This window comes from Pseudomonas sp. P105, from assembly GCF_032614175.1.
Taxonomy (GTDB): Bacteria; Pseudomonadota; Gammaproteobacteria; order Pseudomonadales; family Pseudomonadaceae; genus Aquipseudomonas; species Aquipseudomonas rhizophila.
Window position 1 is genome coordinate 6,036,688 of sequence record NZ_CP126693.1, and the last position, 20,735, is coordinate 6,057,422.

General features: G+C 60.3%; 17 protein-coding genes and 1 pseudogene. 9 read left to right on the top strand and 9 right to left on the bottom strand.

All coding sequences use genetic code 11. The features are described from left to right. Positions 1-3: 3 nt before the first annotated feature. Genes QOM08_RS27190 through QOM08_RS27200 form a run of 3 tightly spaced genes read left to right on the top strand, consistent with a single transcriptional unit; the run spans position 4 to position 2,329 of the window. Entirely contained in the window at positions 4-726 is a 723-nt protein-coding gene (locus tag QOM08_RS27190) for a DUF484 family protein (protein WP_047226135.1), read from the top strand. A 2-nt stretch (positions 727-728) separates the two neighbouring features. Continuing rightward, complete coding sequence (gene xerC / locus QOM08_RS27195; protein WP_076383081.1) at positions 729-1,628, top strand: tyrosine recombinase XerC; 900 nt, start codon at positions 729-731, stop codon at positions 1,626-1,628. After that, complete coding sequence (locus QOM08_RS27200; RefSeq protein WP_316912336.1) at positions 1,625-2,329, top strand: HAD-IA family hydrolase; 705 nt, start codon at positions 1,625-1,627, stop codon at positions 2,327-2,329. Before xerC ends, QOM08_RS27200 begins: the two co-directional genes overlap by 4 nt. Before the next feature lie 130 nt (positions 2,330-2,459). Here QOM08_RS27200 and sutA read toward each other — a convergent pair whose 3' ends face one another. The 4 genes from sutA to glnK all read right to left on the bottom strand — a co-directional run bounded on the left by sutA (position 2,460) and on the right by glnK (position 5,222). Then, a complete protein-coding gene (gene sutA / locus QOM08_RS27205) occupies positions 2,460-2,783 on the bottom strand; it encodes a transcriptional regulator SutA (RefSeq protein ID WP_014340827.1) in 324 nt (107 codons plus the stop codon). Between the two features lie 101 nt (positions 2,784-2,884). Continuing rightward, on the bottom strand, positions 2,885-3,310 hold the full coding sequence (locus QOM08_RS27210) for a secondary thiamine-phosphate synthase enzyme YjbQ (protein WP_047226195.1): 426 nt from the start codon (positions 3,308-3,310) through the stop codon (positions 2,885-2,887). Between the two features lie 214 nt (positions 3,311-3,524). Beyond that, positions 3,525-4,850, bottom strand: a complete 1,326-nt coding sequence (locus QOM08_RS27215) for an ammonium transporter (protein ID WP_047226138.1) — start codon at positions 4,848-4,850, stop codon at positions 3,525-3,527. Positions 4,851-4,883: 33 nt separating this feature from the next. Next, positions 4,884-5,222: a P-II family nitrogen regulator gene (glnK, locus tag QOM08_RS27220; RefSeq protein ID WP_002555808.1), complete on the bottom strand. Its 339-nt coding sequence runs from the start codon at positions 5,220-5,222 to the stop codon at positions 4,884-4,886. Between the two features lie 412 nt (positions 5,223-5,634). Here glnK and QOM08_RS27225 point away from each other — a divergent pair, with 412 nt between their 5' ends. Further along, the gene (locus QOM08_RS27225) at positions 5,635-5,895 is read left to right on the top strand and encodes an accessory factor UbiK family protein (protein ID WP_076383082.1); all 261 of its coding nucleotides are present in this window, start codon (positions 5,635-5,637) and stop codon (positions 5,893-5,895) included. Between the two features lie 86 nt (positions 5,896-5,981). Here QOM08_RS27225 and QOM08_RS27230 read toward each other — a convergent pair. After that, a pseudogene (locus QOM08_RS27230) lies at positions 5,982-6,149 on the bottom strand (histidine kinase); the annotation flags it as partial. A 438-nt stretch (positions 6,150-6,587) separates the two neighbouring features. Here QOM08_RS27230 and QOM08_RS27235 point away from each other — a divergent pair. Both QOM08_RS27235 and QOM08_RS27240 read left to right on the top strand, forming a co-directional pair. Then, on the top strand, positions 6,588-7,460 hold the full coding sequence (locus QOM08_RS27235; RefSeq protein ID WP_316912337.1) for a TylF/MycF/NovP-related O-methyltransferase: 873 nt from the start codon (positions 6,588-6,590) through the stop codon (positions 7,458-7,460). A 200-nt stretch (positions 7,461-7,660) separates the two neighbouring features. After that, entirely contained in the window at positions 7,661-9,154 is a 1,494-nt protein-coding gene (locus tag QOM08_RS27240) for a YifB family Mg chelatase-like AAA ATPase (RefSeq protein ID WP_316912338.1), read from the top strand. A gap of 6 nt (positions 9,155-9,160) precedes the next feature. On the opposite strand, the gene QOM08_RS27245 is transcribed toward QOM08_RS27240, so the two are convergent. From QOM08_RS27245 to QOM08_RS27255, 3 genes are all read right to left on the bottom strand, one after another. Next, positions 9,161-10,375 carry an aldose 1-epimerase family protein gene (locus tag QOM08_RS27245; protein WP_047226142.1) on the bottom strand — a complete coding sequence of 405 codons (1,215 nt, stop codon included), beginning with the start codon at positions 10,373-10,375 and terminating at the stop codon, positions 9,161-9,163. A 1,047-nt stretch (positions 10,376-11,422) separates the two neighbouring features. Then, positions 11,423-13,399, bottom strand: a complete 1,977-nt coding sequence (locus QOM08_RS27250; protein WP_316912339.1) for a methyl-accepting chemotaxis protein — start codon at positions 13,397-13,399, stop codon at positions 11,423-11,425. A gap of 188 nt (positions 13,400-13,587) precedes the next feature. After that, the gene (locus QOM08_RS27255; protein WP_047226144.1) at positions 13,588-14,508 is read right to left on the bottom strand and encodes a LysR substrate-binding domain-containing protein; all 921 of its coding nucleotides are present in this window, start codon (positions 14,506-14,508) and stop codon (positions 13,588-13,590) included. Between the two features lie 159 nt (positions 14,509-14,667). Here QOM08_RS27255 and QOM08_RS27260 point away from each other — a divergent pair, with 159 nt between their 5' ends. After that, positions 14,668-16,065, top strand: a complete 1,398-nt coding sequence (locus QOM08_RS27260) for a NorM family multidrug efflux MATE transporter (RefSeq protein WP_047226196.1) — start codon at positions 14,668-14,670, stop codon at positions 16,063-16,065. A 41-nt stretch (positions 16,066-16,106) separates the two neighbouring features. Here the strand turns inward: QOM08_RS27260 and QOM08_RS27265 are convergent, their stop codons facing one another. Then, the gene (locus QOM08_RS27265; protein ID WP_047226145.1) at positions 16,107-17,777 is read right to left on the bottom strand and encodes a putative bifunctional diguanylate cyclase/phosphodiesterase; all 1,671 of its coding nucleotides are present in this window, start codon (positions 17,775-17,777) and stop codon (positions 16,107-16,109) included. A 276-nt stretch (positions 17,778-18,053) separates the two neighbouring features. Here QOM08_RS27265 and rep point away from each other — a divergent pair, with 276 nt between their 5' ends. Then, positions 18,054-20,063 (top strand): DNA helicase Rep, encoded by a 2,010-nt coding sequence (gene rep, locus QOM08_RS27270; RefSeq protein WP_047226146.1) that lies wholly within the window; start codon positions 18,054-18,056, stop codon positions 20,061-20,063. 69 nt (positions 20,064-20,132) lie between these two features. Then, a complete protein-coding gene (locus QOM08_RS27275) occupies positions 20,133-20,705 on the top strand; it encodes a xanthine phosphoribosyltransferase (protein ID WP_047226147.1) in 573 nt (190 codons plus the stop codon). The last annotated feature ends 30 nt before the right edge of the window (positions 20,706-20,735 follow it).

The window sequence follows — 20,735 nt, forward strand, 5'->3', positions numbered from 1 at the left end:
CCCATGACCGACAAGCCACAGGTTCCAGCCCCGCAGCCCGACGAATCCCCCAGCCATCCGGACGCCGCAGCCGTGGCCGCGTACCTGGAGGCTCACCCGGACTTCTTCGTCGAGCATGAAGAACTGCTGGCGACGATGCGCATCCCCCACCGCCGCGGCGACACGGTGTCGCTGGTCGAGCATCAGATGAAGATTCTGCGCGAGCGCAACATCGAAATGCGCCATCGTCTTTCGCACCTGATGGACGTAGCCCGGGATAACGATCGGCTCTTCGACAAGACCCGTCGCTTGATCCTGGCGCTCATGGATGCCAACACCCTCGAAGACCTGGTGATGAGTGTCGAAGACAGTCTGCGCCAGGATTTCCAGGTGCCTTTTGTCAGCCTGATCCTCTTTGGCGATAACGCCATGCCAGTGGGGCGCTGGGTAACCCACGCCGATGCACAGACAGCCATCGGCGGCTTGCTCACGGAGAACAAGAGCGTCAGCGGCAGCCTGCGCGAACATGAGCTGGACTTCCTCTTCGGCGAAGAACAGCGCAAGCAGATCGGCTCCACCGCTGTCGTCGCCATCGCCCACCAGGGCGTACATGGCGTGCTGGCCATTGCCAGTCGTGATCCGCAACACTACAAAAGCTCGGTGGGCACGTTGTTTTTAAGCTACATCGCCGAAGTCACCGGCCGGGTCCTGCCGCGCATGACTGGTTCACTGCGCTCGGTACGCTGATGATGGAACGGCAGCTGGACGCCTACTGCGAACACCTGCGCAGTGAGCGCCAGGTGTCGCCCCACACGCTGTCGGCCTATCGCCGCGACCTGGAAAAAGTATTGGCCTGGTGCCAGAAGCAAAACATCGGCAGTTGGGCAGCCTTGGACATCCAGCGCCTGCGCAGCCTGGTCGCCCGCCTTCATCAACAAGGGCAATCTTCCCGCAGCCTGGCGCGACTGTTGTCAGCAGTGCGAGGCCTGTACCACTACCTCAACCGCGAAGGGCTGTGCGATCACGACCCCGCCACCGGCCTGGCACCGCCCAAGGGCGAACGCCGGCTGCCCAAGACCCTGGACACCGACCGGGCCCTGCAATTGCTGGAAGGCGCCGTCGAGGATGACTTCCTGGCGCGACGGGACCAGGCGATTCTCGAATTGTTCTATTCCTCCGGCCTGCGGCTTTCCGAACTGACGGGGCTCAACCTGGATCAACTGGACTTGGCCGACGGCATGGTCCAGGTGCTGGGCAAGGGCAGCAAGACACGTTTGCTGCCTGTTGGCCGCAAAGCCCGTGAGGCCCTGGAGCTGTGGCTGCCGTTGCGGGCGCTGACCAACCCGGCCGACGACGCGGTATTTGTCAGCCAGCAAGGCCGGCGCCTCGGTCCGCGGGCGATCCAGGTGCGGGTCAAGGCCGCCGGTGAACGCGAGCTGGGACAGAACCTGCACCCCCACATGCTCAGGCATTCCTTCGCCAGCCATCTGCTGGAGTCTTCCCAGGACCTGCGCGCCGTCCAGGAACTGCTCGGCCACTCGGACATCAAGACCACACAGATCTATACCCACCTGGACTTCCAGCACCTGGCGACGGTCTATGACAGTGCCCACCCCAGGGCCAAACGAATCAAGGGCGACGAATCATGACCATCGAGCTCATCACTTTCGACCTCGACGACACCCTATGGGACACCGCCCCGGTGATCGCCAGTGCCGAGGCCGTCTTACGCCAGTGGCTGACCGACAACGCCGCGAACCTGGGCAGCGTGCCGGTGGAGCATCTTTTTACCATTCGCGAGCAAGTGTTGCGCGAAGAGCCCGGCCTGAAGCACCGCATCAGTGCACTGCGCCGACGAGTGCTGTTCCGTGCCTTGCAGGACGCCGGTTATGACCAGTGGCAAGCCTCGGAGCTGGCGGACGAAGCGTTCGAAACATTCCTGCACGCCCGTCACCAATTGGAAATCTTTCCCGAGGTGCAGCCTACCCTGGAAATTCTGGCCAACCATTTCGCCCTCGGCGTGGTCACCAATGGCAACGCCGATGTACGTCGCCTGGGACTGGCGGATTATTTCAAGTTCGCCCTGTGCGCCGAGGACATCGGCATCGCCAAGCCTGACGCCCGGCTGTTCCACGAAGCCTTGCAACGCGGCGGCGCCACGGCGCAAACCGCCGTGCACATTGGCGATCATCCGGGTGACGACATCGCCGGCGCCCAACAGGCCGGCTTGCGGGCAATCTGGTTCAATCCGGCGGGTAAAACCTGGGATGCCGAGCATGTACCGGATGCAGAGATTCGCAGCCTGACCGAGCTGCCGGGGTTGCTGGCGGGGTGGCATAGCCAACCCTGAACCGCCTGTTTTGTGGCCACCAGAACTCAAATTGTGGGAGCGAGCCACGGCGCCTGGCCTGAAGATTTTTATAGCCCATGAAAAAGCCCGCAGCGACGGCGGGCTTTTTCAGCAAGCAAGAAGCAGATGCTCAGATCGGGCGGCTGCCGTACTTGTTGTCCGGTTTCTTGGGCGGATCCGCAACAACGTTGGCCTCCACTTCCTGCACTTTACCGCCTCGGGCCAGGAACTCCTCCATGGCCTTGGCGAGCGCATCACGCTCCTTGTTCTTGGCCTCTACGCTCGGCAACTCGTCGACCGAAACCGCCGCCTTGGCCTTGCCTTTGGCGGTTGGCGCCGGTACATCGGCCCCATCGTCGTCGGCGACGTCTTCAGCCGCCGCTTCCAGGCCTTCTTCGGTCTCGTCTTCGTCACCTACTTCGAGGTCGTCGTTTTCCAGATCATCGTCGCTCATGTTCTACCTCATGACTTGCGAAAAGCAGATTAGTTATAGCCCAGCTTCGCCGTCTGTCGAAGGCTGCCAGAAAAAATTCAACATCCGCCGGCAATCAGCGGTTACTCCCCATCACCGTACAAAGTGGCGAGGACTTTACGAGCACCGCCATGATCACGGTGCTCGCCCAGATAAACACCTTGCCAGGTACCCAATGCCAACCGTCCCGCCGTGACCGGCAGACTAAGCTGACACCCCAGCACGCTGGCCTTGAAGTGCGCCGGGAGGTCGTCCAGGCCTTCGTCGTTGTGCTCATAATCGGCGGTTCCTTGTGGGATCAGCCGATTGAAAAATCGTTCGAAGTCTCGACGCACCGCCGGATCGGCGTTCTCGTTGATGGTCAACGAGGCCGAGGTATGCTGCAGCCACAGATGCAACAGACCGACACGACATGCCCGGAGTTCAGGCAGGCCGGCGAGCAACTCGTCCGTTACCAGATGAAAGCCCCGAGGCCTTGCCCGCAGGGTTATCAGCGTCTGTTGCCACATACAGATCTCCGCACGTTCGGCGCGCATTCTAGCGCGCTCTGGGAAAAAACAAAGGGCCTAATACGCCTGCTTTGGTGTAAGCCGATGGCGGTAGAAAAACCCATGTCGCGTACATAACAAAAGACGTCGGAAAAACCGGTACATCCTGTGAGCAATGACAAACTCCAGACAAAAAAATGCCCGGCGAACCGGGCATTTTTTTTATTGCGTGTACTTACAGATTGTAGCCACGCTCGTTGTGCTGGGCCAGGTCCAGGCCGACCGCTTCTTCTTCCTCGGAGACACGCAGACCCATGACGGCGTCCAGGACCTTGAGGATGATGAAGGTGACGATCGCGGTGTAGATCACCGTGAAGCCTACACCCTTGAGCTGAATCCACACTTGCGCGCCGATATCAGTCACGGTGCCGAAGCCACCCAGGGCCGGCGCTGCGAACACACCGGTCAGGATCGCACCCAGGATACCGCCGATGCCGTGCACGCCGAAGGCGTCCAGGGAGTCGTCATAGCCCATTTTGCGCTTGAGGGTAGTGGCGCAGAAGAAGCACACCACGCCCGCCGCCAAACCGATGACCAGGGCGCCCATCGGGCCCACGGTGCCGGCAGCCGGAGTAATCGCCACCAGACCCGCCACCACACCCGAGGCAATGCCCAGTGCGCTTGGCTTACCGTGGGTGATCCACTCGGCGAACATCCAGCCCAACGCCGCAGCAGCGGTTGCAATCTGGGTAACCAGCATTGCCATACCGGCGGTGCCGTTGGCCGCGATGGCGGAACCGGCGTTGAAGCCGAACCAGCCTACCCACAGCATGGCCGCACCCATCAAGGTGTAACCCAGGTTATGCGGTGCCATCGGGGTAGTCGGGAAGCCCTTGCGCTTACCCAGTACCAGGCACGCCACCAGGCCAGCAATACCGGCGTTGATGTGCACCACGGTGCCGCCAGCGAAGTCCAGCACACCCCAGTCCCACATCAGGCCGCCGTTGCCGGACCAGACCATGTGCGCAATCGGTGCATACACCAGGGTGAACCACACGGCCATGAAGATCAGCATGGCGGAGAACTTCATCCGCTCGGCGAACGCGCCGACGATCAGGGCCGGGGTGATGATGGCGAACGTCATCTGGAAGGTGATGAACACCGCTTCAGGGAACAGGCCAGTCAGGCTACTAGGCGTGAGGCCCGCCAGGAATGCCTTGTTCAGACCGCCGACGAACGAATTGAAGTTGACGACGCCCTGCTCCATCCCCGTGGTGTCGAACGCAATGCTGTAGCCATAAATGACCCACAGGATGCTGATCAGACCGGTAATGGCAAAGCATTGCATCATCACGGAAAGAATGTTTTTCGACCGAACCATACCGCCGTAGAACAGCGCCAGGCCGGGAATAGTCATGAACAGTACAAGAATTGTGGCAGTGAGCATCCAGGCAGTGTCGCCGGAGTTCAGGACTGGGGCTGCCGCTTCTTCTGCCATGGCCAGGCCAGGCGTTACGAAGGACAACAGGGCTCCTAGCCCTGCGAATTTACGCAGAGTCATATTGTTTTCTCCTGGGGCGTTGGGTTTGGCGGCTTAGATAGCGTCGGTATCGGTTTCGCCGGTACGGATGCGAATAGCCTGTTCCAGATTGACCACAAATATCTTGCCGTCACCAATCTTGCCGGTATTGGCAGCCTTGGTGATCGCCTCGATAACCCGGTCCAGATCCTTGTCGTCAATGGCGACATCGATCTTCACCTTGGGCAGGAAATCAACCACGTATTCCGCGCCGCGATACAGCTCGGTGTGACCTTTCTGCCGACCGAAGCCTTTGACCTCAGTAACGGTAATGCCCTGCACGCCGATTTCGGACAGCGACTCGCGCACGTCGTCCAACTTGAACGGCTTGATGATGGCAGTGACTAGCTTCATGAAACTTTCTCCCGAATTGGTGGACTTGCCCCAGGAAAACAAACCCGACTCAAGTCTAAGCGCAGTGCCTGGCTTTGTAACGCATCGTCGGCCCAAGTTGCCCGACCGGTGCCAGCTAACCACTCTGACGAAGCTCCCCGCCTCGCCGGCTGCACTGCATTCGTCACAGCGACTGCATCAGTGCATGGGTCATCAGCCACTAAGCAGAAACCTTGCCATCTGTGCCCAAACCTTCTGATTTCAGTCTCTTACCCACTGTGCCGGCTCGCGCCGCACCCCGAACAGGAACAATACGCACAACAACAGTGCGGCGATGCCCGGTCCAGTGCGCGAAAAGCGTGCACTCCTTGCTCGCCAATTGAATATAGACGCTGCGTGATACACTGCCCTCATCGTTTTCAGGACACCTGCCATGCTTGCGCCCAAAGACCTCCTCGACGCCCTCAGCGGCCACGCCTCCCGCCTGTTGAGCGGCGACACACCCCTGCCCAAAAGCGAAATCGAAAGCCAGTTCAAGGCCCTGCTACAAAGCGGGTTCAGCAAGCTGGATCTGGTCAGCCGGGAAGAATTCGACAGTCAGATGGTCGTACTGGCCCGGACCCGGGCGCGGTTGGAGAGCCTGGAGGCGAAGGTGGCGGAGTTGGAGGCGAAGATAAATCCTCCTACCGAATAAAATCCCCAGCAGGAGCTGCTGAAAGCTGCGATTTTTTGTCTCGCTCCCCTGCAACGCTTTTTTGCCGAGACCTCAAGCCGACTAGGTCAGCCACTCGCGGCTCGCTGAGATTGACCTTGGGCCAGCGCAAGCGGCAACTCCAGGGTAAAGAGCGCGCCCTTGCCCGGCCCCGCGCTCTGCACTGTCAGCTCGCCGCCCATCTCATGCGCAGCCAGAATGCAACTGTGCAGTCCAAAGCCGTGACCGTCGGCGCGTGACAATGACCAGTACGACCTGCACCTCCCGCAACTCGTCATTGACCTCGACAGTTGCTGTGGGCAGGGGATCTTAAGAGCCGCAAAGAGAATGGCAGGGTGAAGGTCCTGCGCAGATGCAGGGCTATACGGAACGTCTCGCAAAGTTGGCGTTCCAGTGCACAAGGCGTAGGTATTCTGGTGGTGCCGGGGAGGTCCCCATCCCCCGTTCAAATGATCATGTACGGCAAGCTAAACAAGATGCCTTCAAGTGGCCTATCGCCATTGCATTTTTACACTGTCGTGCTATACACCACGGGTGAACGTACTGCTTGCTATTGAACACAGGTTTACGATCATGCTTCAAACTACATGGAAGCACGGGTAGTGGACTAATGCTAGTCGACCCTACGAGTCTGGTAGCGTTTGGAACGTCAAAAAAGTAATCACGGAGATTCAATGACTCTACCTGACGATTTTTCCCCTGATAAGTATTTAGAGTTACACCCCGATGTGCTGAAGGCTGGATTAGATCCAGCGCTGCATTATTTGAAGTTCGGCATACCGGAAGGACGAGCGTACAAGGGTGACGCACGTTACGTTGAAAAAAAATACAATCCATTACATCCGAAACTTGCCGAGACCTATAATCACGATGGTCTAGCGTCCATACACAACCATGACTTCATGATTGATCCCGCATTCAGGGCCGCCTATGGTCGGGGCGTAGCTGCCGTCGGTATGGATTACAAGTGGTTCTGGAGAGTTCATGTTGGGCTTTGGGCCGCGAGATCTGCTGCGAAACTCACAGGCGACTTCGTGGAGTGCGGTGTCAATCGTGGATTTCTAAGTTCCGCTATTATGTATGACCTGGACTGGAACAATACCAACAGAGTCTTTTATCTCTTAGACACTTTTGCTGGCATCGATGAGCGTTATCTCTCAGATGAAGAACGGGAGGGTGGTGTGTATGAGCGTAACTGCAGAGAGATAACCTCTGGTTTCTATACAACCAACCTCGATTCAGTGAAACAAAACTTTGCAGAGTGGCCAAGAGCAACCATTATTCAGGGCAGCATTCCTGACACCCTCCCCCAAATCGATTCGACCCAGATTGCATTCCTGCACATTGACTTGAATTGCACGATTCCTGAAGTGGCTGCTATTGATTACCTGTGGGAACGCCTGGTACCGAATGCCTTTATTTTGTTGGATGATTACGCCTATTTTGGCTATCAGCCGCAAAAAGAAGGCATGGATCAGTGGGCCAAAAAAATGAATTTGTCGATTTTGAGTTTACCTACCGGTCAAGGTCTGTTGATCAAGCCTTGAGCTCGTACGAAGGCTGCCCCCTTACACCTCACCGGCACGTTTCCGACGCCAAGGTTAAGGGGGGCAGTTTTTCTGCGCGTCGTTCATTCGTAACATTCGGTCCATATTTGCCGGCTACATCCCCACGCTAACTCGCCATACCACTACTACCCTTTCAAAACCGCAGGACGCGGTTTTTGCCCCCACCAAAGGAACCATTCATGTCTCTGGCCATTGTCCATAGCCGCGCCCAAGTGGGTGTGGAAGCGCCTGCCGTTACCGTTGAAGTCCATCTGGCCAATGGCTTGCCATCGCTGACGATGGTCGGCTTGCCTGAAGCGGCGGTGAAGGAAAGCAAGGACAGGGTACGCAGCGCGATCATCAATTCGGGCCTGAATTTCCCGGCGCGGCGCATCACGCTGAACCTGGCGCCGGCGGATCTGCCCAAGGACGGCGGGCGGTTCGACCTGGCGATTGCCCTGGGGATCCTGGCGGCCAGCGTACAGGTGCCGACCCTGATGCTGGACGATGTGGAATGTCTCGGGGAGTTGGCGTTGTCCGGCGCGGTGCGCCCGGTGCGCGGTGTGTTGCCCGCGGCGCTGGCGGCGCGCAAGGCCGGGCGTACGCTGCTGGTGCCGCGAGCGAATGCCGAGGAAGCCTGTCTGGCATCGGGGCTGCAGGTGATCGCGGTGGATCATCTGCTTGAAGCGGTAGCCCACTTCAATGGCCATACCCCGGTGGTGCCTTATGTTTCCAACGGGCTGCTCTCGGCGAGCAAGCCCTATCCTGACCTGAATGAAGTACAAGGCCAGGTCGGGGCCAAGCGCGCATTGCTGATCGCCGCTGCGGGAGCCCATAACCTGTTGTTCAGCGGACCACCAGGCACCGGCAAGACACTGCTCGCAAGCCGTTTACCGGGGTTGTTGCCGCCACTGGCTGAAAGTGAAGCCCTGGAGGTCGCCGCGATTCAGTCGGTCGCCAGTTGCGTACCGTTGAGCCATTGGCCGCAGCGCCCGTTTCGTCAACCGCATCACTCGGCGTCCGGCCCGGCGCTGGTGGGTGGCGGCTCAAAGCCGCAACCGGGAGAGATCACCCTCGCCCACCATGGCGTGCTGTTTCTCGATGAACTGCCGGAGTTCGACCGCAAGGTTCTTGAGGTCTTGAGGGAGCCGCTGGAATCGGGCCACATCGTGGTTTCGCGCGCTCGTGACCGGGTGCGCTTTCCGGCGCGTTTCCAGTTGGTGGCGGCGATGAATCCCTGCCCCTGTGGATACCTTGGCGAGACCAGTGGCCGATGCTCGTGTACGCCGGACATGGTGCAGCGCTACCGCAATAAACTCTCCGGCCCCTTACTGGACCGCATCGACCTGCACCTGACCGTCGCCCGGGAAGCCACGGCGTTGAGCCCAAAAAGCGAATCCGGTGCGGATACGGCTACCGTAGCCGAGCAAGTGGCCGAGGCCCGCGAACGCCAGCAAAAGCGCCAGGGCTGTGCCAACGCGTTCCTGGATCTGCCGGGTTTGCGTCGGCATTGCAAGTTATCCACAACCGATGAAACCTGGCTGGAAACCGCCTGCGAACGACTGACCCTGTCGCTGCGAGCTGCCCACCGCCTGCTCAAGGTCGCCCGTACGCTAGCGGACCTTGAGCAAGCGGATCGAATCAGTCGGGAGCACTTGGCCGAAGCATTGCAATACCGGCCCGCCACGCCCTGATGGGCATCATGGCTTGCTCAGGTCCACCAGCGGCGTATTTCGTACTTCGGTTTGCTGGGCGCCCTGGATTTCATCGATACGTTTGAGGGCTTTATCCACGGCACCTTTATCCGCCAACAGGCTGTAGTGGATCTGGAACTGCTTGTGCTCTTTTGGCGCGATGGTGGGCACCAGGCCCAGTGGCCGTTGATACCGGCGGTTATAGGAAAAACTGGTGCCCGGCTCCAGCCCGGTCACGTAACCCTGACCTTGGGTATCGGTGTTTTTCCACAGGGAGAACACGGGGAGCGTGCCGGTGTTGAAGCCCACCGATACACCGAGGCTACCGGCCTTGTTGTGCAGCACGGTGAGGGTGTCGCCCTTGGCATCGGCATAAGGCACGACGTTGTAGACGGTTTCGTCGTAGTCCTTGGTTGGCCCTCGGTAGGTTTGCCAATCCGCCAGATCGCCCTTGGCCTTGTCGTTGAACGGCGAGACCTGCTTGACCGGCGCCGCGAAGCGAGCCCCCTGCTCCAGGAACGGTGTACTGAAATTGCTGTGGTAAAGCGCTTGGTATTCCTTCGGATAGTCGCCGTTGTTGGTCAGCGTGTCCTTGAGTGCGAAGCTCACGCTGCCGGGCTCGGTCAGCAGTTCGGTTTGTACCGAGAAATCGACTTTCTTGAAGGCTTGCTCCTTCAGCTCGCCCCGCAGAGTAATCGCATAAGGCGGTTTTTCATCGATGTGCAGCGTCACTTTGTTGGCCGGGATGTTGGCGGCGCGGCCATGCAGCGTCAGCAGCTCGCCGTTGTCCATGCCGGGATGGCCGACCCATTCGTAGCCACAGCGGGTCACCAGCTCGTTGAAACCTTCGAGCCAGCCCAGTCCGCCGCGACCATTGAGCTCAATGAACGACGGATTGACCACTTCCTTGACCGGCGAATCCCAGCCCATACGCACTTCACCGACCGAGGCCTGCAGCACGTTCATGCCCCGTGTTGGGACGACCGAGAGCTTCATCGTGCCGTTGTCGATATCGACGATGCTGACGCCTTCCTGCCGACCGCCATGCAGGGTGCGCATTGTCACGGAAAAGGGCTTGTCGGTTTTCACGCCTAGCTGCTGGCTGGTGATTTTCCAGGGCTGAGCGGCTTTATCGGTGTCGAGCAGGACGTAATCCCAGGCCATGGCGTGGGACGTAGCGCCCAGGGCGCTGAGGGCAATGACAAGTTTGAGCGGAGTCATAAGGGCAGCCTTTTCTTGGAGTTGTGCGGTTTTTATAGACTTGAAGAAACGTTTCAGCAAGCTTAAAAACAGCGATAACCTTGAAAAACGCAAACGCCCGTTCGCCGCCAAGCCTCTGTGGGAGCGAGCCTGCTCGCGATAGCGGTGGGTCAGTGGCGGGGATGTCGGCTATGCCGACGCCTTCGCGAGCAGGCTCGCTCCCACACTGATCGGGGGCTGGCCGCAAAATCTTCGTTCGCCGCCAAGTCCCTGTGGGAGCGAGCCTGTTCGCGATAGCGGTGGGTCAGTGGCGGGGATGTCGGCTATGCCGACGCCTTCGCGAGCAAGCTCGCTCCCACACTGGTCGGGGATGGCCGCAAAATCTTCGTTCGCCGCCAAGCCCCTGTGGGAGCGAGCCTGCTCGCGATAGCGGTGGGTCAGTGGCGGGGATGTTGGCTATGCCGACGCCTTCGCGAGCAAGCCCGCTCCCACACTGGTCGGGGATGGCCGCAAAATCTTCGTTCGCCGCCAGCTTCTGTGGGAGCGAGCCTGCTCGCGATAGCGGTGGGTCAGTGGCGGGGATGTCGGCTATGCCGACGCCTTCGCGAGCAGGCTCGCTCCCACACTGGTCAGGGATGGCCGCAAAATCTTCGTTCGCCGCCAAGCCCCTGTAGGAGCGAGCCTGCTCGCGATAGCGGTGGGTCAGTGGCGGGGATGTTGGCTATGCCGACGCCTTCGCGAGCAAGCTCGCTCCCACACTGATCGGGGGATGGCCGCAAAACCTTCGTTCGCCGCCAAGCCCCTGTGGGAGCGAGCCTGCTCGCGATAGCGGTGGGTCAGTGGCGGGGATGTCGGCTATGCCGACGCCTTCGCGAGCAGGCTCGCTCCCACACTGGTCGGGGATGGCCGCAAAATCTTCGTTCGCCGCCAAGCCCCTGTGGGAGCGAGCCTGCTCGCGATAGCGGAGGGTCAGTGGCGGGGATGTTGGCTATGCCACTGTTGTCGCGAGCAAGCTCGCTCCCAGAGGGATCTGGGGTGAACTTGCTCGCGATGAGTCTGCAGGACGCCTCAGCGGAACCGGTCAACCTCTTTGCGCAGGTCCTGCGCCAGTTTTTCCAGTTCCTTGGCGGTGATCGCCAGGTTCGAGACCACTTCGCGCTGTTCGCTGTTGGCCATGGCGATGCTTTGCAGGTTGCTGCTGAGCAGGGTCGCGGTGCTGCTTTGCTCCTGAGTGGCGGTGGTGATCGCCGCGAATTGCTGGCCTGCCGAACGGCTTTGCTCGTCGATGCGCGCCAGGGCCGAGGCCACATTGGCATTGCGCGACAAGCCTTCTTGCATCAACAAGTTGCCTTTCTCCATCGTACTGATGGCGTTACCGGTTTCCTGCTGGATGCTATTGATCATGCCGGAAATTTCGTCAGTGGCCTGACGGGTACGGGACGCCAGGCTACGAACTTCGTCAGCCACTACGGCAAAGCCCCGACCCTGCTCACCCGCACGGGCGGCTTCGATGGCCGCGTTGAGCGCCAGCAGGTTGGTCTGCTCGGCGATCGAGGTGATCACCCCGACGATGCCGCCGATTTCCTGGGAGCGCTGGCCCAAGGTGTTGATGACCGTGGCAGTGCTGTTCAGTGCGCCAGCAATTTGCTCCAGCGACGAGGATGCTTCATCCATCGACGTACGACCGATGCGGGTTTGCTGGGCGTTATCCTGGGCCAGGCGTTCGGTATTGCCCATGTTATCGGCGATGTTCAACGAGGTCGCGCTGAACTCTTCCACTGCGCCAGCCATGCTGGTGATTTCGCCGGACTGCTGCTCCATGCCCTCATAGGCCCCGCTGGACAACCCGGACAGGGCCTGGGCGCGGCTGTTGACCTCTTGCGAGGCCTTGCGGATATGTTCGACCATGGTCGACAGGGCCTGGCTCATCTGGTTGAAGGCACGGGCCAACTGACCGATTTCGTCGTGGCTCGACACATTCAGACGCACGCTCAGGTCGCCGGCGCCCAGCGCCTCGGCCTGGCGCACCAGATCGCCCAGCGGGGCCAGTTTGCTGCGCAGCAGCCACACCGCCGAGCCCACGGCCAGCAACATGGCCAGCAAGCTGCCGATAGCCAGTTGCGTACCGACACTCCAGGTCACGGCGCGAATCTCGGCTTTCGGCATGCTCGCCACCACCGCCCACGGACCGTCCTCGAACGGCACGGCAACGCTGTAGAAATCTTCAGCGGTATCGCTCCAGAACACACCTTTGCCTGGCTTCTTGACCAACTCCTTGATGGTCCCGGTCGCCTTCTCCAGCGCCTGCACACCCGCTGGCGGAACCAACCATTTGTTTTGCTCATCCAGTACCGCCAGCGAACCGGTCTGACCGATACGGAAGCGCTTGAGGTTCTCGAACTGGGCGTTCTGTGCGTCGGTGTAATCGAATCCCACATACAACACGGCAATGATCTTACCGCTGCTATCGCGTACGGGGGTGTACTGCGACATGTAGAAGCGCCCGAAAAGCAGGGCCCGCCCAATGTAGCTCTGCCCACTCATGACCGGGGCATAAGCCGGGCCGGCACGGTCGAGCAAGGTGCCGATGGCCCGCGTACCGTCCTGCTTGGTCAAGGAAGTGCTCACGCGGATGAAATCGTCGCCGCTGCGCACGAACACCGTCGCCACCCCGGCGGTCGTCTGCTTGAAGTCATCAACTTCCTTGAAGTTGTTGTTCAGCACTTCGCTACCCAGTCTCAGGGTTGGAGCCTGCACGCCTGCCACCGCGACCGGCTCATCCGGGTGCACGCTCAGGCCCACGCTGAAGCGTTTATCGAACAGCCCGCTCAGACGCTGCGTGCTTTCACGCAGGGTGCCATGAAACGTATTGAGCTGGTCGGCCATCAGGCGCGCTTCGCTGGCCAGGTGTTCTTCACGGGTCGCGAGGTTGGCGGAGTCCAGCGAGCGCAAGGCAAAGACGGTGCTGCCGGAGATCACGATCGCCAGTATCACGGCAAGGGCGAGGCCCAGCTGTGAGGCGATTCGGGCACGAGGTTGAGACATGACGGCTCCTGGCCAAGTGACCGGATCATCCTGATCACGTCGCACACTCGGCAATTTTATTCGGGTGATATGTAGGCAGTCCCTTTCTAATACGAAAGTACTACTTCCACACATTCGGCGGCGAAACCGAATACTTGAGCGCTTTGGAAGGAATAATGCCAAGTGGCTAGCACGGGAGCTTCAACGATTCAGCCCAGACGCTTTACGTCGGGTAATTGCATGGCCTTCACTTCGCCCTGGAGAAAATCGCTCAGACGGCGCAAACGTTCACCTCCTGGACGGGTTTTCGGCCAGACGAGGTAATAGTGCTCGCCGCTGGCGACGGCGGTAGGCCATGGCAGGCTCAAGCGCCCTTGGGCCACGTCCTCGGCCACCATCAACAGGTCACCCATGGACACGCCGTAGCCGCGCGCCGCCGCGATCATGCCCAGTTCCAGCGTATCGAACACCTGCCCGCCCTTGAGCGAGACCTGATCGGACAGACCCATGCGCGAAAGCCAGTTGCGCCAATCACGACGGTCCGGCGTGGGATGCAGCAATTCTGCGCTGGCCAACCGCGCCACATCCCAGGGCTGGTCGTTCAACAGGTTCGGTGCACCTACCGGGATCAGCTCCTCGGGAAACAGCAAGCTTGCCTCCCAGTCGCTAGGAAAATGCCCGTTGCCCAGCAATACCGCGCAATCGAAAGGCTCGGTGTTGAAGTCCACTGAATCGACGTCCATCCAGGCGCTGGTCAGTTGCACTTCATTGCCGGGCTGAAGATGCCGGAAGCGACTCAGGCGCGCCAACAGCCAACGCATGGTCAGCGTGGACGGCGCCTTCATGCGCAGGATGCCATCTTCGCCATGCAAGGTATGGCAGGCCCGCTCCAGCGCCATGAACCCCTCACGCACGCCTGGCAGCAGCAACCGCGCCGCTTCGGTCAACTGCAGGTTGCGACCACTGCGCTGGAACAGCCGGCAGGCAAAGTGCTCTTCGAGTGTACGAATATGCCGACTGACGGCACTTTGAGTAATCGACAGTTCTTCGGCCGCCCGGGTGAACGAGCTGTATCGCGCCGCCGCTTCGAATGCCCGCAACGCATAAAGAGGAGGGAGACGACGAGACATCGGGAAAAGCTCCTATGGCGATATTTACGCACCCTATCAGAAAGCTCTCAGCATGAGTTTTAATCATGCCAGTGATCGCTTTTATCCTTTTGTGCAAACCGCTGAGAGCGCCGAGAATCGCCGTTTTACAGCCTTGTTTGAACATGGAGTGTGATGATCATGCGGCATCCGGTGCGAATCGAACTGTGGGCTATCCTGCGGCTGGCAGGGCCGTTGATTGCCTCGCAGTTGGCGCACATGCTGATGGTCCTGACCGACACCCTGATGATGGCGCGCCTGAGTCCCGAGGCCCTGGCAGGCGGCGGGCTCGGAGCGGCGACCTATTCATTCGTGTCGATTTTCTGCATCGGTGTGATCGCCGCAGTGGGCACATTGGTGGCGATTCGGCAGGGTGCCGGTGATGTCGAAGGCGCCACCCGACTGACTCAGGCCGGGTTGTGGCTGGCCTGGTTGATGGGGTTGGTGGCCGGGCTCCTGTTGTGGAACCTCAAGCCGGTACTGTTGCTGTTCGGCCAGACCGAAACCAATGTCCTGGCCGCCGGCCAGTTCCTGCTGGTGCTGCCATTCGCCCTGCCCGGCTATCTGAGTTTCATGGCCCTGCGCGGCTTTACCAGCGCCATTGGCCGGGCTACCCCAGTGATGGTGATCAGTCTCGGCGGCACGGTGGCCAACTTCCTGCTCAATTACGCACTGATCACCGGCATGTTCGGCCTGCCAAAACTGGGCCTGATGGGAATCGGCCTGGTCACGGCCATCGTCGCCAACTGCATGGCTCTGGCCCTGGCCTGGCATATTCACCGGCATCAAGCCTACCGCGCTTATCCGTTGCTCAATGGTCTGTCGCGGCCCAATCGCCAGTACCTCAAGGAACTGTGGCGCCTGGGTCTGCCCATTGGCGGCACTTACGCAGTGGAAGTCGGGCTGTTCGCGTTCGCCGCGCTGTGCATCGGCACCATGGGCAGCACGCCATTGGCAGCGCACCAGATCGCTCTGCAGATTGTCTCGGTGGCATTCATGGTCCCGGCGGGAATGTCATATGCGATCACCATGCGCATCGGCCAGCACTATGGCGCCGGGCAACTGCTGATGGCACGGCTGGCCGGTCGGGTCGGAATTGGCTTCGGCGCAGCGGTCATGCTGGCGTTCGCGATGGTGTTCTGGTTGCTGCCAAACCCATTGGTCGGCTTGTTCCTGGACCACGACGATCCGGCGTTTCGCGGAGTAATCGAGCTGGCGGTGAGCCTGTTGGCGGTAGCGGCGTGGTTCGAGCTGTTCGACGGTGCGCAAACCATTGCCATGGGCTGTATCCGTGGGCTCAAGGACGCCAAGACCACCTTCCTGGTGGGCCTGGGCTGTTATTGGCTGATTGGCGCACCGGCGGCATGGTGGATGGCCTTCCATCTGCACTGGGGCCCGACCGGCGTCTGGTGGGGCCTGGCCCTTGGCCTGGCCTGCGCGGCAGTGAGCCTGACCCTGGCATTTGAGTGGAAGATGAAGCGAATGATCCGCAGTGAGCCTCTGCGGCACCAGGGCTTTGAAACTGTCCAGGCCGACTGAAATCCCATGCGGGAGCAGGCTCGCTCCCACAAGGCTTGGTGTCAGCCGATTTCCAGCACCGACTGCTGGCTGCCGTCAAACGTCAGGTATTCCACCAGCTCCGCCAGGGGCAACGGCTTGCTGATCAAAAAGCCCTGCACCTGGTCGCAGCCGTAACCGCGCAGCAAATCCAGTTGCTCCCGGGTTTCCACGCCCTCGGCCACCACTTCCAGGTTGAGGTTGTGGGCCAGGTTGATCATCGCATGGACCAATTTGCGATTTTCCTCGCGCTGCTCCATGCCACCCACGAAGCTCTTGTCGATCTTGAGCAAGGCGATGGGCAGGCTGTTGAGGTGCACGAACGAGGAGAAGCCGGTGCCGAAATCGTCCAGGGAAAAGCGCACCCCCAGGCGACCCAGGGCGTCCATGGTCTGCTTGACCAGTTCGCTGCGGCGCATGACGGCGGTTTCGGTGAGTTCGAATTCCAACCACTGCGCCTCGACACCGCGTTCGGCGATCAGGCGGCTCAGGGTCGGCAGCAACTGGCTGTCCTGGAACTGCCGGAACGACAGGTTGACCGCCATGTGCAGGGGCGCCAATCCCCTTTCACGCAGCGCCTGCATGTCCCGCAATGCCCGGGAAATCACCCAGTAGCCCAGCGGTACGATCAGCCCGCTCTGTTCGGCCAGTGGCACGAACTCACTGGGTGGCAACAGCCCGCGTTCGTTATGACGCCAGCGCACCAGGGCTTCGAGGCCGACGATGGTGCCGCCATCGAGGCTCAGCCGGGGTTGGTAATGCAACTCCAGCTCGTCGCGCCGCAGCGCCCGCCGCAACTCGCTCTCCAGGTCGGCGAGGCTGCGGGCGTTACGATTGATGCGTTCGTTGAAGATATGAAAGGTGCAGCCCTGGGTGCTCTTGGCCTGCTGCATGGCGATATGGGCGTGCCACATCAGCGGGTCCGCGCCGGCCTGAGCGCGAGCGTGGGCGATCCCCAGGCTGCAACCGATCAGCAGGCTTTCGCCATCGACCCAATAGGGTTCGGCCATGGCTTCGGTGATGCGCTCGGCCATCCACTCAGCCCGCTGAGGCGCCCTGCGGGTGTCGATCAGCAGCGCAAATTCGTCGCTGCCCAAGCGCGCCAGTTGATCGCCGGCTTCGAGCGAACCTTTGAGCCTCGACACTACTTGCAGGATCAAACGGTCACCGGCCTGGTGGCCGAGGGCATCGTTGGCATGACGGAAGTTATCCAGATCCAGATGCCCGAGCGCCAGGCCACGGCCTTCGTTCTCAGCCAGGCGCGCTGCCAGCAGGGTTTGGAAGCCCTGGCGATTGGCGATGCCGGTCAGCGGATCCTGTTCGGCAAGCCGCTGCAGCGTGTTTTCCAGCACTCCGCGCTCGCGCACATGGCGCAGGCAACGGCGCAGAGTGGCGCCATCGAGCACATCACGTACCAGCCAATCGCTGACACCATCAGGTGCAGTGGTGGGCTCGTGCTCGAGCAACAGGACCGTCGGCAAACGGCAACGACCGGGTGCCGGCTGCAACGCCGCGACGGTCAGCAGCACCGCGTTGTGGTTGTCTTCGAACAGGCTGCTGACCGACTCCCAGCTCGGGGCACTGATCAACACGACCGACGGCCCCATGGGGGCCAGGCACTCGCGCAAAATCGCTGACCATACCGGCTCTTCGGCCAATAGCAGCAAACGCAAGGGTTCGACAGACGTTGACAAGCTGACTCCCTAGACTCTGCAAGGTAATAGGCGCAGGGCATTATGACCTGCTGACCGCTAATGACCAATGCCAATGGTTCTCAAACACTTGCTTCAGACGGCTTTTCTTACCCTCGAAGCCGAACGCTGGACGCCCATTCGCCCCACATCCTGCGTGAAAGTAACAAAAGCGGCAAATGACAATGCAGTGTTGCGTCACAAGTCGGACAGAGCAGCACAATTCTGTGAGCCTGTTAAAATGCCGGCCCATTTCGCAAACGACTCCCTGACCCTGTCATGTCCCGACTCAATCCCCGGCAGCAAGAAGCCGTGAACTATGTCGGCGGCCCACTTTTGGTGCTCGCCGGTGCAGGCTCCGGCAAGACCAGTGTGATCACCCGCAAGATCGCGCACCTGATCCAGAACTGCGGTATCCGCGCCCAGTACATCGTCGCCATGACCTTCACCAACAAAGCCGCCCGGGAAATGAAAGAGCGGGTCGGCGGCCTGCTGCGCGCCGGTGAGGGCCGTGGCCTGACGGTCTGCACTTTCCACAACCTGGGCCTGAACATCATCCGCAAGGAACATGCACGGCTGGGCTACAAGCCGGGTTTCTCGATTTTCGACGAGACCGATGTCAAGGCGCTGATGACCGACATCATGCAAAAGGAATATTCGGGCGACGACGGCGTGGACGAGATCAAGAACATGATCGGCGCCTGGAAAAACGACCTGATCCTGCCGCCCCAAGCCTTGGAAAACGCCCGCAATCCCAAGGAGCAGACCGCCGCCATCGTGTACGCCCATTACCAGCGCACGCTCAAGGCGTTCAACGCGGTGGACTTCGACGACCTGATCCTGCTGCCGGTCAAGCTGTTCCAGGACCACGCCGACATCCTCGAGAAATGGCAGAACAAGGTCCGCTACCTGCTGGTGGATGAATACCAGGACACCAATGCCAGCCAGTATCTGCTGGTGAAGCTGCTGATCGGCATCCGCAACCAGTTCACCGTGGTGGGCGACGACGACCAGTCGATCTACGCCTGGCGTGGTGCGCGGCCGGAAAACCTGATGTTGCTCAAGGAAGACTACCCGTCGCTCAAAGTGGTGATGCTGGAGCAGAACTACCGCTCCACCAGCCGCATCCTGCGCTGCGCCAACGTGCTGATCTCCAACAACCCCCACGAGTTCGAAAAGCAACTGTGGAGCGAGATGGGCCACGGCGACGAGATCCGCGTGATTCGCTGCCGCAACGAAGACGCCGAAGCCGAGCGCGTGGCCATGGAAATCCTCAGCCTGCACCTGCGCACCGACCGACCGTACAGCGACTTCGCCATCCTGTATCGCGGTAACTACCAGGCCAAGCTGATCGAGCTGAAATTGCAGCATCACCAGATCCCCTATCGCCTGTCGGGGGGCAACAGCTTCTTCGGCCGTCAGGAAGTAAAGGACCTGATGGCTTATTTCCGCCTGATCGTGAACCCGGACGACGACAACGCCTTCTTGCGAGTGATCAACGTCCCACGCCGGGAAATCGGCTCGACCACCCTGGAAAAACTCGGCAACTACGCCACCGAGCGCAAAATCTCGATGTACGCCGCCACCGACGAAATCGGCCTGGGCGAGCATCTGGACAGCCGCTTCACCGACCGTCTGGCGCGCTTCAAGCGCTTCATGGACAAGGTGCGCGAACAGTGCGCCGGCGAAGACCCGATCTCGGCGCTGCGCAGCATGGTCATGGACATCGACTACGAGAACTGGCTGCGTACCAACAGCTCCAGTGACAAGGCCGCGGACTACCGCATGGGCAACGTCTGGTTCTTGATCGAGGCGTTGAAAAACACTCTGGAAAAGGACGAAGACGGCGACATGACCGTCGAGGACGCCATCGGCAAACTCGTGCTGCGGGACATGCTCGAACGCCAGCAGGAAGAGGAAGACGGCGCCGAAGGCGTGCAGATGATGACCCTTCACGCCTCCAAGGGCCTGGAATTCCCCTACGTGTTCATCATGGGCATGGAAGAAGAAATCCTGCCCCACCGCTCCAGCATCGAAGCCGACACCATCGAAGAAGAACGGCGCCTGGCCTACGTCGGTATTACCCGCGCACGTCAGACGCTGGCCTTTACCTTCGCCGCCAAGCGCAAGCAATACGGCGAGGTGATCGACTGCGCCCCGAGCCGCTTCCTCGATGAGCTGCCGCCGGACGACTTGGCCTGGGAAGGCAATGACGACACACCGACCGAGGTCAAGGCCGTTCGCGGCAATAGCGCCCTGGCCGATATACGAGCGATGCTCAAGCGCTAGAATCGACTACTTTTTACCGAACTTTTTACCAAATCCAGGGGCGCCGAAGGCGTCATTAAAGGAGGCTTGATGGAAGCCCTGCACCAGAAAATTCGTGAACACGGCATCGTACTTTCCGATCAGGTTCTGAAAGTCGATGCTTTTCTGAACCACCAGATCGACCCGCAATTGATGAAGCTGATCGGCGACGAATTTGCCGCGCTGTTCAAGGACTCGGGCATCACTAAAATCGTTACCATCGAAGCCTCGGGAATTGCCCCGGCGATCATGACCGGCCTGAACCTGGGCGTTCCGGTGATTTTCGCCCGCAAGCAACACTCTCTGACCCTGACGGAGAACCTGTTGTCCGCGACCGTGTATTCGTTCACAAAAAAGACCGAAAGCACCGTGGCCATCAGCCCGCGCCACCTGACCAGCAGCGACCGGGTACTGATCATTGATGACTTCCTGGCCAACGGCAAAGCCTCCCAGGCGCTGATCTCCATCATCAAGCAGGCCGGCGCCACCGTGGCAGGCTTGGGGATCGTGATCGAGAAATCGTTCCAGGGTGGACGTGCGGAGCTGGATGCCCAAGGCTATCGCGTTGAATCGTTGGCCCGGGTGCAATCGCTGGCCGGTGGTGTCGTGACCTTTATCGAATAATCGCCCTGCATCCCTGTGGGAGCGAGCCTG